Source organism: Cryocola sp. 340MFSha3.1, assembly GCF_000383315.1.
Taxonomy (GTDB): Bacteria; Actinomycetota; Actinomycetes; order Actinomycetales; family Microbacteriaceae; genus Leifsonia.
This window is the reverse complement of record NZ_KB911088.1, coordinates 1,718,175-1,732,831: the sequence shown is the minus strand read 5'-3', so window position 1 is coordinate 1,732,831 and position 14,657 is coordinate 1,718,175. Positions and strand designations below refer to the sequence as shown.

Below are 14,657 nucleotides of genomic sequence, written 5' to 3'. Positions count from 1 at the left end.
CCTACGGCCGGTCCGCTCCGAAGAACAGGAGTGGAACAGACGATGGTGGAGACGGATGCCGGGCCGGTGACGGTGCACAGAACGGCGCGTGAATCCGCGGTGGCGACCATCCTGCTGCACGGGGCGGCGGGATCGTGGACGACGTGGGAGCCGATGGTCGCCGCGGCCGCGGCTGCACGCGGCTCGGCCGTCACGGATCTGATCGTCCCCGATCTTCCGGGCTGGGGCGACTCCCCCGCCGAGGTGGCGTCGCTCGACGCCGCTGTGCTCGCGTCGAGCGTCGCGACCGTCGCCCGCGCGCTCGGGTACGAGCGGTGGCGCGTGGTCGGACACTCGCTCGGCGGGTTCGTCGCGCTCGAGCTCGCGGTGCGTGAGCCGATCGCCACGGAGTCGGTGGTCCTGGTGTCGGCCACGACGTTCGGCGGGCAGGCCGATCGGCGCGGCACCGCATCCCTGCTGTACCGCCACGCACCGCTCATGCTGCTGCTCGGCGGGATGCGCGTGCTGGCCGCGCTCGGACCGGCCGGGCTCCGACTGGTGCGGGCGCTGGAGCGGATGCGGTTGCTGCCGCTGCTCATCGCCCCGATGTTCTCGTCGCCCGTCCCCGGCTCTGCGCACGAGCTCGCGCGCGATCTGCGGCCCGCCGCGTTCGTGCGCGCGGTCGCGTGCGCGCGGCGGTACCCGGCGGCCGAGCGCTGGGCGCGCATCCGGTGCCCGGTACTCTCCCTGCACGGCGACCGGGACGTCTTCGTCACGGCGGCGGACGACGCCGGACTCGCGGCCATCGTCCCGGGGCTGCGCACGCGCATCCTGCCCGCTACCGGGCATTTCGCGCACGTCGAGCATCCCTCGCTCCTCGCGGCACTGTGCCTGGGCGCGGTCGGTGAGGCAGGCGGCGACGAACCGCCCCTGGCCCGTGTCACCCGTGCGCGCTAGCGTCGAACCATGAGCGACACCGTGGTCCGTCCCGTCGACGACGCCGTCTGGGGCGATCTGGAGACCGTGTTCAGTACACCGGGAGACCCATCGGGATGCTGGTGCCAGTGGTTCAAGGTGCCGCGGTCGCAGAACGACCGGCTCTCGGTCGACGAGCGGCGGGAGCTGCTGCACGACCAGGTGCGGGAGGGCTCCCCCGGGGTGATCGCCTGGATCGACGGCGAGCCCGCCGGCTGGGCGGCCGTTGAGCCGTATTCCGCGTATCCGACGCTCGCGCGCTCCCCCATCACCAAACGGCGCGAGGGCGACCCCGATGACCCCTGGGCGGTCACCTGCTTCGTGGTCCGCTCGGAGTTCCGCCGTCAGGGCCTCGCCCGGATGCTGCTCGACGGCGCGGTGGAGCATGCCCGAGCCCAGGGCGCCGAGTCGGTCGAGGGGTACCCGGTGGACACTGAGGTGCGTCCGTCGCTGTCGGCGGCGGAGCGCTATCACGGCACCGTCGCGCTGTTCCGCGACGGCGGGTTCGAGGTGGTGCGCCGTCCGAGCGCGACGCGAGCCATCATGCGCCGGGCGGTCTGAGCTCCGCCGGCCGGTAAGCTCGACCGGGTGAGCTCCACCCGTCGCGACCGCCTCGTCGGCGCGGGCACCCAGGTGGCGACGGAAGTGAGCATCAACTACGGCTCGGCGCTGGCCGGCCTCCTCATCCCGATCGTCGGATCCGTCGTCGTCGTCGCCGCACGGCAGGTCGTGACGGCCGCGGCCGTGTTGCCGTTCTACCGGCCGCGCCGCGCGGAACTGACGTGGCGGCGGCTGTGGCCGGCCCTCGCGCTGGGTGTGGTGCTCGCCGCCATGAACCTCAGCTTCTACGAGGCCGTCGGGCGACTCGGGCTCGGCATCGCGGCCACCATCGAGTTCCTGGGCCCGTTCGCCCTCGCGCTGGCCGGATCCCGTCGCCTGCTGGATGCGGGATGCGCGGTGGCCGCCGCAGCGGGCGTCCTGCTCCTCACGGCGACCGAGGGGACGGTCGACCCTCTCGGGGTCGCGCTGGCCTTGACCGCTGCCGCCGCCTGGGCGGCATACATCCTGCTCACCCGTCAGGTCGCGATGCGTCTGCCGGGCCTGGAAGGCCTCAGCGTGGCGAGCATCGTCTCCACAGTATTGACCGTGCCCATCGCGCTCGTGGTCGTCGACTACAGCCGGGTGGATGCGCGCGTGCTGCTCCTCCTGCTGGCGCTCGGCGTGCTGTCGTCGGCCGTCCCGTACAGCCTGGACACCTTCATCCTGCGTCGGATCACACCGCGGCTGTACGCCGTCATCACGAGTTTCGGGCCGGTGGTCGCCACCGTCTTCGGGGTCATCGTGCTGGGCGAGCACTTCACGCTCATCCAGCTGGTCGGCATCGTGGTGGTGTGCCTCGCGGCCGGGATCACCATCGCGACGCAGCGCGACCATCCCCGCTCCGAGCTGGAGCAGACCGCCGAGTCCGTGCCCTGAACCGCGCCCGCTGTGGGACGCAACACGCCGTTTTGCGCGCCGCATAACGGCGGGTTGCGCCCCACGGATCAGCTGAGGATGTCCTTGGTGGTGAAGCGGCCCACCGCCAGCGCCCCGAAGACGACGATGTAGCCGAGCTGCAGCAGCGCGTTGTCGCCGAACGAGTCCCACGAGATCGGGTCGCGGAGGAAGTCGCCGAACCCCAGCCAGTAGTGGCTGAACAGCCAGGGGTGGAGTCCCTCCAGCTGCGGGAGCTGGTCGAGCACCTGCGAGACGACCGCCAGGACGGCAGTCGCGGCCATGGCGCCGACCGGGACGTCGGTGAGCGTCGACAGGAACAGCCCGATCGCGCACAGCCCGAGCAGCGACACCACGATGTAGAGGGCGATGAGCAGCAGGCGGAAGTACGCCTCCCCCATGCTCACCTGGATCCCGGACAGCAGAGTGACCGGGCCGATCGGGAAGAGCAGCATGCCGATCAGTGCTCCAGCCAGCCCGACGACCAGCGCGGCCGCGATGCAGAACACGGCGCTCCCGGCGTACTTGACCGCGAGCAGCCGGAGCCGCCCGGCCGGCGCGATGACGAGGTAGCGGAGGGTGCCGTGGCTCGCCTCGCCCGCGATCGTGTCACCGGCGACGACGCCGATCGTCAACGGAAGGAACAGGGGGACGCACACCACGAGGGCGGTGAACGCGACGAACAGCCCATTGGAGGTGATCTCGCTCAGGAAGGCCGGACCGCGCGAACTACCGCCGGTGACCCGCACCGCGATGGCGATCAGCAGCGGGATGGCCGCGAGAGCACCCAGCATCGCCCAGGTGCGCCAGCGCCGGAACATGACCGAGATCTCCGATCCCAGCAGCGCCCATCCCCCGCTCGGATGCTCACGACGTTCCGCGACGCCGCCCGCCGGGCGCGTGACGGACGGCTGGATCGCCCGCTCGGTGCCGACCTGGTCGGTGCGGGGCGCCGCACTCGGCAGGTCACTGCTCGGCAGTTCATTGCTCGACATCGAAGCCCTCCCCCGTGAGCTCCACGAAACGCTCCTCCAGGCTGGAGGAGCGCACGGCGAATCCACGCAGCCGCACTCCGTCGCCGACCAGCGCCGCCGACAGCTCTTCGGCCGCCGGAGCAGCGTCGCCCAGGGACGCCTCCACTCCGTTGCCCGTCACGACGGGGTCCAGACCGAACCGGCTCAGCACACCGACTGCCTGTGCCGCATCCGGCGTCTCGACCGCCACGCGCGGACCGGACGCGCTCCGGAGCTCGTCGAGCGACCCTTGCGCGACCAGCCGGCCGGTGCGCATGATCGCCGCGTGCGTGCAGACCTGTTCGATCTCGGCCAGCAGGTGACTGGAGACGAACACCGTCGTCCCCTCGTCGGCGAGCGACCGCACCAGCGCGCGCACCTCGCGGGTGCCCTGCGGGTCCAGCCCGTTCGTCGGCTCGTCGAGCACCAGGAGGTCGCGGTCGGTCAGGAGTGCGCCCGCGATCCCGAGGCGCTGCTTCATCCCGAGCGAGTAGGCGCGGACATGCTTGCCGGCCGCGTGCGACAGGCCGACGCGTTCGAGCGCAGCCTCCACCCGCGCGCGGCGGGTGGCGCCCGGAGCGTAGCGGTCGGCGGTGTCGCGCCGCATCAGGTTCGCCGTGCCCGAGAGGTATGGCGCGAACGCCGGCCCCTCGACCAGCGCACCGACCCGCGGGAGCACGCGGGCGCCGCGATCGGGCATCGCCTCCCCCAGCACCCGGATCGAGCCGGCGGACGGGGAGACGAGGCCGAGCAGCATCCGGATGGTCGTGGTCTTGCCCGACCCGTTCGGACCGAGGAAGCCGAACACCGAACCGCGCGGAACGTTCAGGTCGAGGCCGTCGACGACCGCCCGCGACCGGAAGCGCTTGGTGAGCCCGCTGGTCGCGATCGCCGCGTCGGTCACTGCGCGGTCGCCTGCGCCGCCGCGGTCTGCAGGGCCGAGACCGGGACGAATCCGGCCAGGACGCGGCCGTCCGCGGTGATGAGCACCGACACCAGCGAGGAGCTCAGCGCCCGGCCTCCGTCGACCGGCTGGGTCAGCTGCTGGAACAGCGGGTCGTCGGCCACCCCGGCCGGAGCCGAGCCGGCGGGCAGGGAGACGACGGTCGCCCAACCCTCGCCCGAGACAGCGGGCTTCGGGTGCGAGCCCGCGGCATCCTTGACCTGGTCACCGGTCGGCAGCTTCTGCTCGGACACGCTCGCACCCTGAGGCGGCGTGAACGAGAAGACACCGGCATCCGGCTTCTGGTCGCTGAACGCGGTGAAGCCGGCCTCGAAGGCGGGCGCGCTCGCGCCGCGGGCGGTGACGGCGACCTTCAGCGGGATGCCGGTCTTGCCGTCGACCGCGATGGAGACGCTGCCGATGAGGGTGGCGTCGGTGCGCGGGGTCAGCACAAGGTCGTACGCATCGCGTCCGGCCACCTTCGTCTCGTCGCCGAGGGTCACCTTCGTGGACGGGTCGACCGCCGCGAGGAAGCGCTGCGCCAGCTGCGACGGCGTCAGGGCCGTGGCGTCCGGAGTAGGCGTTGACTTCGCGTCGGAGTCCGGGAGGGTCGCGTGGGCGACCTTCTTGCCGTTGGACTCGTACAGCCAGAGGTCGTCGCCGTTGCGGATCGCATCCCGCTCGGCCAGCTTGTCGAGCACCTGGACGCGCACGTGCGTCGGGCCGTCGACCCACACCTTCGCGGTGTGGTCGGCGAGAGCCAGTTCGAGCAGGCTCGCGGCATCGCCGTCGTCCATGCCCTTCGACGTGGTCGCGGGGAGCTCGGGAAGTCCGAGCTCGGAGCTCTGCTCGACCGTGCCGGAGAACGACCGCGTGTCGCTCGCGGCAACCAGCCGCAGGACGTCGGAGGGCGACTTCACGGGGAGGTCCGACGCTCCGGCGGCGAGGGGTGAGACGATGACGGCGGCGGCGATCGCCACGGGGGCGACGACGGCGGGCGCCCAGCGCATCCAACGGTGTTCCATAGCCCGAGGATACGCGCGCCGGAGCGCCCCCGACCCTCCGGATTGGCTGGCAAAGCCGGACTTCATCCCCCGGTCGTACACCGCGTCATCCCTGAGGACGACGCCTGGATGCCCGGCCCGGTCGTCCCGCTCAGAACCGCCTGTCGACGGAAACGGAGGACGCGGTCAGGGCCGGCCTTCCGATCCCCTCCGTTCCGGTTCTGTCCTCGGCGTGTCGCGCCGGATCGCCTCCCTTTCCGGCCGCCTCCGAGACGCCGAATGGACGCGTCCCCTCGCCTCGCACGGCGGTGGAAAGGGAGGAGATACCGACCCGACGCGCCGCAGAATGCGGGAAAGGGAGGTGGATGCGGGCGCGAGGGCTCGGATGTCCTCCGGATCCCGCGCCGCGACGAGGGCGGGTACCCGGAGCGCAACCCGGGAACGCAGAAGGGCCCCGCCGAAGCGGGGCCCTTCCGACCGGTGCTACAGGACGTCGCCGACCCGGTGCACGCGGATGTCGTTGGTGGTTCCGGGGATCCCGGGAGGGGAACCGGAGATGATGATCACCTTGTCGCCGTCGACGGCGCGGCCGGTCGACTTGAGGGCCTCATCCACCTGCGCGACCATCTGGTCGGTGTGGGTGACGCGGCCGACGACGAACGACTCGACGCCCCAGAACAGCGACATGCGGCGGCGCACCGACTCCTCCGGCGTGAACGCCAGGATCGGGATCTTGTTGCGCAAACGCGCCATGCGGCGGGCGGACTCGCCCGACTCGGTGAAGACGCAGAGGAACTTCGCCTCGACGAAGTCGGCGACCTCGACCGCGGCAAGCGTGATCGCGCCCGACTGGGTGCGGGGCCGGGTGCCGAGCGGCTGGATGCGGTCCAGACCGTGCTCCTCGGTCGAGGTGACGATGCGCGACATGGTCTGCACGGTGACCGTCGGGTACTCGCCGACGCTGGTCTCGCCCGAGAGCATGACCGCGTCCGCGCCGTCGAGGACGGCGTTGGCGACGTCCGACGTCTCGGCGCGGGTCGGCACCGGGCTCGAGATCATCGACTCCAGCATCTGCGTCGCGACGATGACCGGCTTCGCCGCACGGCGGGCCAGCTCGACTGCGCGCTTCTGCACGATCGGCACGGCCTCGAGCGGCAGCTCGACGCCCAGGTCGCCACGGGCGACCATGATGGCGTCGAACGCCTCGATGATCTCTTCGAGCGCATCCACGGCCTGCGGCTTCTCGATCTTCGCGACGACGGGGACCTTGCGGCCCTCCTCCGCCATGATCTCGTGCACGCGCTCGATGTCCTTGGCGTTCCGCACGAACGAGAGGGCGATCAGGTCGGCGCCGAGCTTGAGGCCCCAGCGCAGGTCGGCCTCGTCCTTGTCGGACAGCGCCGGGACGTTCACGGCGACGCCCGGCAGGTTGATGCCCTTGTTGTTGGAGACGGGACCGGCGACGATCACCTCGGTCGTGACGACCGGGCCGTCGACCGCGACGACGCGCACGCGCACCTTGCCGTCGTCGATGAGCAGGTAGTCACCCGGCTTGACGTCGTTGGGCAGGCCCTTGAACGTCGTCGAGGAGATCTCCTTCGTGCCGATGATGTCTTCGGTGGTGATCTTGAAGATGTCGCCCTCGGCGAGCTCGTAGGGGCCTGCCTCGAACTTGCCGAGGCGGATCTTGGGGCCCTGGAGGTCGACGAGGACGGCGACCGGCTTCCCGGCGTCGTCGGCGGCCTTGCGCACGTTGGCGTAGACCCCCTCGTGCACCTCGTAGCTGCCGTGGCTCAGGTTCATGCGGGCCACGTCCACACCCGCGTCGATGATCGCGCGGATGTTGTCGTAGCTGGAGGTCGCCGGCCCGAGGGTCGCGACGATTTTGGCCCTTCTCATGCTTTTCTGTTCGCTCCGTGATTCTGCGCCGACGGCGCGTGATTTCTTGGTGGCGCCCGGTCGTGCGGGCATCGCCTCGCTCAGACGAGGATGCCGCGGTCGGTGGGACGGATCGGAGACGGCAACTGCGTCTCCCCTTCAAGATACCGGTCAACAGCGGCCGCCGCTGCCCGGCCCTCTGCGATAGCCCACACGATCAGGGACTGACCGCGGCCGGCGTCGCCGGCGACGAACACGCCCTCCTGCTCCGTCTGGTAGTCGGAATCACGCGCGACGTTGCCGCGGCCGTCGAACGGCAGGCCCAGCTGCGAAGACAGGTCCTGCTGCTCCGGGCCGGTGAATCCGAGGGCCAGCAGCACCAGGTCGGCCGGGATCTCGCGCTCGGTTCCGGCCTTCGGCACCCGGCGTCCGTCGAGGAACTCGGTCTCGGCCACGCGCAGGGCGCGCACCTCGCCGAACTCGTTGGAGAGGAACTCGACGGTCGACGCGAGGTACTCGCGCTTCCCGCCCTCCTCGTGGGCGGACTGGACCTCGAACAGCGTCGGCGTGGTCGGCCACGGCTGGTGGTCCGGGCGCTCCGACGGCGGCTGCTTGCCGATGGCGAGGTTGGTGACGCTCGCGGCGCCCTGACGGTGGGCGGTGCCGATGCAGTCCGCACCGGTGTCGCCGCCGCCGAGGACGATGACATGCTTGCCGTCCGCCGTGATCTGGTCGGCGATCTGGTCGCCCGCGCCCGCCTTGTTCTGCTGCACCAGGTACTCCATGGCGAAGTGCACACCGGAGAGCTCACGGCCCGGGATGGGCAGGTCGCGCGGCACCATGGCGCCGGTCGCGACGACGACCGCGTCGTACCGGGCGCGCAGGTCGTCCCAGCTGATGTCCGTGCCGATGTCGACACCGGCGCGGAAACGCGTGCCCTCGGCCATCATCTGGTTGAGACGCGCCTCGAGGTGCTTCTTCTCCATCTTGAAGTCCGGGATGCCGTAGCGCAGCAGGCCGCCGATGCGGTCGTCCCGCTCGTACACGGCGACCGTGTGGCCGGCACGCGTCAGCTGCTGGGCGGCGGCGAGGCCGGCAGGGCCGGAGCCGACGACGGCGACCGTCTTGCCGGTGAGGCGCTCCGGCGGCTGCGGCTGAACCCAGCCGTGCTGCCACGCCTGGTCGATGATCGAGACCTCGACCTGCTTGATCGTGACGGCCGGCTGGTTGATGCCGAGCACGCAGGACGACTCGCACGGCGCCGGGCACAGCCGCCCGGTGAACTCCGGGAAGTTGTTCGTCGCGTGGAGGCGCTCGATCGCCTGGCGGCCCTCACCGCGCCACATGAGGTCGTTCCACTCGGGGATGAGGTTGCCGAGCGGGCAGCCCGAGTGGCAGAACGGCACGCCGCAGTCCATGCAGCGGCCGGCCTGGCGGCGCAGCTGCGCCGGGTCCTGGGCTTCGTAGACCTCTTTCCAGTCCATGAGCCGAACCGAGACGGGGCGGCGCTTGGGCAGCTCCCGCTCCGTCACCTTCAGAAAGCCTTTGGGGTCAGCCACCGGTCACCTCCAGAATCCGGTTCCACACGATGTCGCCGTCGGGGTCGAGACCCTCGTCGACGGCTTCCTGGCGCATCTGCATCACCGCGGCGTAGTCCCGCGGCAGCACCTTGACGAACTTCGCGACGGTCTCGTCGAAGTCCTCCAGCATCCGGGCGGCGAGCTCGGAGCCCGTCTCGGCGGCGTGCTGTTCGAGCAGGTCGCGCACGATCTCGATGTCCGCGCTCCCGAGAGGCAGGAGCTCGAGCTCGCCGGTCGCGAGCGAGTCGCGGTTGACCCGCTCCGGCTTCAGGTCGTACACGTACGCGGTGCCACCGGACATGCCGGCGCCGAGGTTGCGCCCGGTGCCGCCGAGGATCACGGCGAGGCCACCGGTCATGTACTCGAGCGCGTGGTCGCCCACGCCTTCGACGACCGCGGTCGCACCGGAGTTGCGCACCAGGAAGCGCTCGCCCACGATCCCGCGGATGAACATGCTGCCCTGCGTCGCGCCGTAGCCGATCACGTTGCCGGCGATCACGTTCCGCTCGGCGGCGAACACGCTGTCGCGCGGGGGCTTCACGACGATCTGGCCGCCGGAGAGTCCCTTGCCCACGTAGTCGTTGGAGTCGCCCTCCAGCCGCAGGGTGATGCCCGCGGGGAGGAACGCGCCGAGCGACTGGCCGGCCGAACCGGTGAGCGTGATGTCGATGGAGCCGGCGGGGAGGCCGTTCTCGCCGTGGCGGACGGTCACCTCGTGGCCGAGCATCGTGCCGACGGCCCGCTCCGTGTTGCGGATCGGAAGGCTCAGCTCGATGCGGCCCCCGTTCTCCAGCACGTCGCGCGCCGCGTCGATCAGCTGCACGTCGAAGTGGTGCTCCAGCTCGTGGTCCTGCGCCCGGCCGTTGCGCCGAGGAGCCTCCGGGCCGAAGGCCGGACCGTGCAGGATGGGCGCGAGGTCGAGACCGGACGCCTTCCAGTGGTCGATGGCGCGGTCGACGTCGAGCAGCTCGGCGTGACCGATCGCCTCCTCAAGGGTGCGGAAGCCGAGGGCCGCGAGGTACTCGCGCACCTCTTCCGCGATGAACTCGAAGAAGTTGACGACGAACTCGGGCTTGCCAGAGAACCGTGCGCGCAGCTCCGGGTTCTGCGTCGCGACGCCGACCGGGCAGGTGTCCAGGTGGCAGACGCGCATCATGACGCAGCCGGAGACCACCAGCGGCGCAGTCGCGAAGCCGAACTCCTCGGCTCCGAGCAGCGCGCCGACGATGACGTCGCGGCCGGTCTTCAGCTGGCCGTCGACCTGAACGACGACGCGCTCGCGCATCCCGTTCAGCATCAGGGTCTGCTGCGTCTCGGCGAGCCCCAGCTCCCACGGCGTCCCCGCGTGCTTCAGCGAGTTGACCGGGGATGCGCCCGTGCCGCCGTCGTGGCCGGAGACCAGGATGACGTCGGCCAGCGCCTTCGCGGTGCCGGCCGCGACCGCGCCGATGCCCGACTCGGAGACGAGCTTGACGTGGACGCGGGCGCCCGGGTTGGCGCGCTTCAGGTCGAAGATCAGCTGTTTGAGGTCTTCGATCGAGTAGATGTCGTGGTGCGGCGGCGGCGAGATGAGGCCGACACCGGCGGTCGCGTGACGGGTGCGCGCCACCCACGGGTACACCTTGGTCGGCGGCAGCTGCCCGCCTTCGCCGGGCTTCGCCCCCTGCGCCAGCTTGATCTGGATGTCGTCGGCGTGGGTCAGGTACATCGACGTCACACCGAAGCGGCCGGAGGCGACCTGCTTGATGGCGCTGCGGCGCTCCGGGTCGAGCAGGCGGTCGAGGTCTTCCCCGCCCTCGCCGGTGTTCGACTTGGCGCCGAGCCGGTTCATAGCGATCGCGAGCGTCTCGTGCGCCTCCTTGGAGATGGAGCCGTAGCTCATCGCGCCCGTGGAGAACCGCTTGACGATGGACGAGACGGGCTCGACCTCCTCCAGCGGCACCGGCGGACGCTCGCCCTCCTTGAGCGAGAACATTCCGCGCAGGGTCATCAGCGACTCGGACTGGTCGTCGACGAGCTTCGTGTACTCGCGGAACACGTCGTACCGCCGCGTGCGCGTGGAGTGCTGCAGGCGGAAGACCGTCTCCGGGTTGAAGAGGTGCGGAGATCCGTCGCGGCGCCACTGGTACTCGCCGCCGGTCGCGAGGCGCTCGTGCGCGAGCGCGGCGCCCTCGGCGGGGTACGCGCTCTCGTGACGGGCGAGGTTCTCGGCCGCGATGACGTCGATCCCGACGCCGCCCAGCTTGCTCGTCGTTCCGGTGAAGTACTGGTCGACGAACTCCTGGCTGAGCCCGACGGCCTCGAACGCCTGAGCGCCCGCGTAGGAGGACACCGTCGAGATGCCCATCTTCGACATGATCTTCAGCACGCCCTTGCCGAGCGCCTTGATGACGTTCTTGACCGCCTTCTCGGGGCTGACGCCGGTGATCATCCCGCTGCGGACGAGCTCCTCGCAGGTCTCCATCGCCAGGTACGGGTTGATCGCCGAGGCGCCGTACCCGATGAGCAGGGCGACGTGGTGCACCTCGCGCACATCCCCGGCCTCCACGATCAGGCCCACCTTCATGCGGGTCTCCGAGCGGATGAGGTGATGGTGCACGGCGGCGAGCATCAGCAGCGACGGGATGGGCGCGAGGTCCTTCGTCGAGTCGCGGTCGCTGAGCACGATGAACTGCGCTCCGGCCGCGATGGCCTCGTCGACCTCGTCGCACATCTCGGCGAGGCGGCGCTCCAGGGCGTCGGGGCCGGCGTCCGAGCGGTACAGGCCGCGCACGGTCGTGGTCAGCGTGCTGCCCGGCCGCGGGTCGATGTGCTGGATCTTCGCCAGCTCGTCGTTGTCGATCACCGGGAAGTCGAGCACGACCTGCTTGGCGTGCTCCGGACCGGCCGACAGCAGGTTGCGCTCCGGGCCGAGACCGAGCTTCAGGGAGGTGACGACCTCCTCGCGGATCGAGTCGAGCGGCGGGTTGGTGACCTGCGCGAACTGCTGCGTGAAGTAGTCGAACAGCAGGCGCGGGCGCTCCGAGAGCACGGCGACGGGCGTGTCCGAACCCATGGCGCCGAGCGGCTCCGCGCCGGTGGTCGCCATCGGGCGGAGGAGGATGCGGACCTCTTCCTCGGTGTAGCCGAACGTCCGCTGTCGGCGCGTGATCGACGCCGGGGTGTGCACGATGTGCTCGCGCTCCGGGAGGTCCTTCAGGTTGATCCGGCCCTCGTCCAGCCACTCCCCGTAGGGAGCGCCGGCGGCGAGCTCGGACTTGATCTCCTCATCCTCGATGAGGCGGCCGCTGACCGTGTCGACCAGGAACATCCGGCCGGGACGCAGCCGGCCCTTCCGGACGACGCGGCTGGGCTCGAAGTCGAGCACGCCGATCTCGGAGGCGAGCACGACGAGGCCGTCGTTGGTGACGACGTACCGGCCGGGGCGCAGGCCGTTGCGGTCGAGCGTCGCGCCGACGACGGAGCCGTCGGTGAAGACGATCGCGGCGGGACCGTCCCACGGCTCCATGAGCATCGAGTGGTACTCGTAGAACGCGCGGCGGACCGGGTCGATCTCGGTCTGGTTCTCCCAGGCCTCCGGCACCATCATCATGACGGCGTGCGGGAGCGACCGGCCGCTCAGCGACAGCAGCTCCACGACCTCGTCGAAGGAGGCCGAGTCGGAGGCGCCGGGCGTGACGATCGGGAACACCGGCTTCAGGTCGCCGAGCAGCTCGTTCTCCAGCTGCGACTGGCGGGCGCGCATCCAGTTGCGGTTGCCCTGCACGGTGTTGATCTCGCCGTTGTGGGCGATCATCCGGAACGGCTGCGCGAGCGGCCACGACGGGAACGTGTTCGTCGAGTAGCGCGAGTGCACCAGGGCGAGCTTGGATGCGAAGCGCTCGTCGGAGAGGTCCGGGTAGAACGGCTCCAGCTGGAGCGTGGTGACCATGCCCTTGTAGACGAGCGTGCGGCTCGACAGCGACGAGAAGTACAGGTCGAGCTCGCGCTCGGCCCGCTTCCGCAGGAAGAAGGTCTGACGGTCGAGCGCGATGCCGGAGACGGCCTCGCCGTTCTCGTCGACGCGGGTGGACGCGACGTAGAGCTGTTCGATCACCGGCATGGCCTGGCGGGCCAGCGTGCCGAGCTCGTCCGGTCGCACCGGGACGGACCGCCAGCCGAGGACGGTCAGCTCGTGCTCGGCCGCGATGGACTCGAGAGCCGCCTTGACCTCGGCGCGCTCGTCCTCCGCGCTCGGCAGGAACGCGTTGCCCACCGCGTACCGGCCGGCGGCGGGCAGGTCGAAGCCCGCGACGGCGCGCAGGAAGGCGTCCGGCACCTGGGTGATGATGCCGGCGCCGTCACCGGTGCCGGCATCCGAGCCGACCGCGCCGCGGTGCTCGAGGTGACGCAGCGCCTCCAGCGCGGCGTCGATGATGTCGTGCCCGGCCGTGCCCCGGAGGGTCGCGACCATGGCGAGACCGCAGGCGTCCTTCTCGTGGGCAGGGTCGTACAGGCCCTGCGGGCCAGGCACGGTCCCGAAGCGGGAATGGGGAGGCGTGAGCGCCATCTGTCGACCGTCCTCACAGTGTCGTGGATGTGGGGATGTTGGGTGCAGGGACGCCATCGGCCCGGTGCTTATGAGTTCCGCCGCATCCTCCGGGCCGTGTGCGGCTCGGACTCGTGGAGCGGTCAGGTGCGTGGGATCGCCTCGACGGTTTCGTACTTCGAGCCGTCGGGTTTATCCGTTCGTGGGGCTTGTGGCCTTGGCCGAAGCGGACCCGGCAGGCACACCGTCTGCGTCGGCGGCGTCCTCGTCCTCCAGGTCCGTATCGTCCGAGTCTACCTCAGCATCCGGGTTCACCCATTCACGACCCGGTCGGTACGGGCTGGGCTCGAGACCCGGGTGCCTGCGCGACTGGACGAAGAAGATGACGAGGCCCAGAACGACCGCGCCGAACGCGGCCCAGACATTGCTCGGGATGCCGAGGAACGTGAACTCGCTCGGGTCGATGCGGATCGACTCCAGGTAGGAGCGGCCGGCGCCGTACCAGATCAGGTAGACGGCGAACACCTTGCCCCACTGGAGGCGGAAGCGCCGCTGCAGCCAGACGATCACGAAGACGCCGATGATATTCCAGATCATCTCGTACAGGAAGAGGGGCTGGAACAGCGTGCCGTCCGGAAGACCGACCGGGATCGCCTTGTTGCCCGCGTCGATCTGCAGACCCCAGGGCAGGTCGGTCGGCAGACCGAAGAGCTCCTGGTTGAAGTAGTTGCCGAGGCGGCCGATGGCCTGCGCGAGCAGGAGCGCCGGTGCGAGGGCGTCCGCGAACGTCCAGAACCGCAGACCGGTCCAGCGGCAGCCGATGAGCACACCGATGGCGCCACCGATCAGCGCGCCGAAGATGGCGCCGCCGCCCTCCCAGATCGCCCAGATGCTGCCGGGCTCGAACGGGTTGAAGAGGTTGGCGCCCGGGTAGAAGAAGTCCTTCGGGTGGGTCGCGACGTGGTAGAACCGGGCGCCGACGATCCCGAGCGGCACGGCGCACAGCAGGATGTCGAGAACGACACCCGGCTCAGCGCCCTGCTTGGTGAGGCGGCGCGAGGTCCACATGGCGGCGACGACGATGCCGACCAGGATGATCAGCGCGTACATCTGGATGCGGTACGGCCAGAAAGGCAGCGGGATCTGCGCCCACTCGGGCCCAGGACTCGGGATGCTGGCCATCCAGCCGCTCATCGTCGCAAACACCCGATGACTCACCTTTCGTGTCGATCATGCCGCGGCGCGGAGAGGCGCGCGGCCACC

The 14,657-nt window shown here is 70.6% G+C and carries 10 protein-coding genes; 3 read left to right on the top strand and 7 right to left on the bottom strand.

From position 1 onward, the window contains the following. The first annotated feature begins 30 nt into the window (after nucleotides 1-30). Genes H284_RS0119390 through H284_RS0119380 form a run of 3 tightly spaced genes read left to right on the top strand, consistent with a single transcriptional unit; the run spans nucleotide 31 to nucleotide 2,430 of the window. Entirely contained in the window at nucleotides 31-936 is a 906-nt protein-coding gene (locus H284_RS0119390; protein ID WP_231371290.1) for an alpha/beta fold hydrolase, read from the top strand. A gap of 9 nt (nucleotides 937-945) precedes the next feature. After that, complete coding sequence (locus tag H284_RS0119385; RefSeq protein ID WP_020077514.1) at nucleotides 946-1,515, top strand: GNAT family N-acetyltransferase; 570 nt, start codon at nucleotides 946-948, stop codon at nucleotides 1,513-1,515. A 27-nt stretch (nucleotides 1,516-1,542) separates the two neighbouring features. Continuing rightward, entirely contained in the window at nucleotides 1,543-2,430 is an 888-nt protein-coding gene (locus H284_RS0119380; RefSeq protein WP_020077513.1) for an EamA family transporter, read from the top strand. A gap of 68 nt (nucleotides 2,431-2,498) precedes the next feature. Here H284_RS0119380 and H284_RS0119375 read toward each other — a convergent pair whose 3' ends face one another. The 7 genes from H284_RS0119375 to lgt form a co-directional block, all read right to left on the bottom strand. Next, nucleotides 2,499-3,443: an ABC transporter permease gene (locus H284_RS0119375; protein ID WP_020077512.1), complete on the bottom strand. Its 945-nt coding sequence runs from the start codon at nucleotides 3,441-3,443 to the stop codon at nucleotides 2,499-2,501. After that, the gene (locus H284_RS0119370; RefSeq protein WP_020077511.1) at nucleotides 3,430-4,365 is read right to left on the bottom strand and encodes an ABC transporter ATP-binding protein; all 936 of its coding nucleotides are present in this window, start codon (nucleotides 4,363-4,365) and stop codon (nucleotides 3,430-3,432) included. Before H284_RS0119370 ends, H284_RS0119375 begins: the two co-directional genes overlap by 14 nt. Next, nucleotides 4,362-5,414, bottom strand: a complete 1,053-nt coding sequence (locus H284_RS0119365) for a LolA family protein (RefSeq protein WP_020077510.1) — start codon at nucleotides 5,412-5,414, stop codon at nucleotides 4,362-4,364. Before H284_RS0119365 ends, H284_RS0119370 begins: the two co-directional genes overlap by 4 nt. Nucleotides 5,415-5,891: 477 nt before the next feature. Beyond that, on the bottom strand, nucleotides 5,892-7,307 hold the full coding sequence (gene pyk / locus H284_RS0119360) for a pyruvate kinase (protein WP_018191177.1): 1,416 nt from the start codon (nucleotides 7,305-7,307) through the stop codon (nucleotides 5,892-5,894). An 80-nt stretch (nucleotides 7,308-7,387) separates the two neighbouring features. Next, complete coding sequence (locus tag H284_RS0119355) at nucleotides 7,388-8,845, bottom strand: glutamate synthase subunit beta (protein WP_020077509.1); 1,458 nt, start codon at nucleotides 8,843-8,845, stop codon at nucleotides 7,388-7,390. Beyond that, nucleotides 8,838-13,415 carry a glutamate synthase large subunit gene (gltB, locus tag H284_RS0119350; protein WP_020077508.1) on the bottom strand — a complete coding sequence of 1,526 codons (4,578 nt, stop codon included), beginning with the start codon at nucleotides 13,413-13,415 and terminating at the stop codon, nucleotides 8,838-8,840. Before gltB ends, H284_RS0119355 begins: the two co-directional genes overlap by 8 nt. 171 nt (nucleotides 13,416-13,586) lie before the next feature. Continuing rightward, nucleotides 13,587-14,588, bottom strand: a complete 1,002-nt coding sequence (gene lgt / locus H284_RS0119345; RefSeq protein WP_018191180.1) for a prolipoprotein diacylglyceryl transferase — start codon at nucleotides 14,586-14,588, stop codon at nucleotides 13,587-13,589. Between the last annotated feature and the right edge of the window lie 69 nt (nucleotides 14,589-14,657).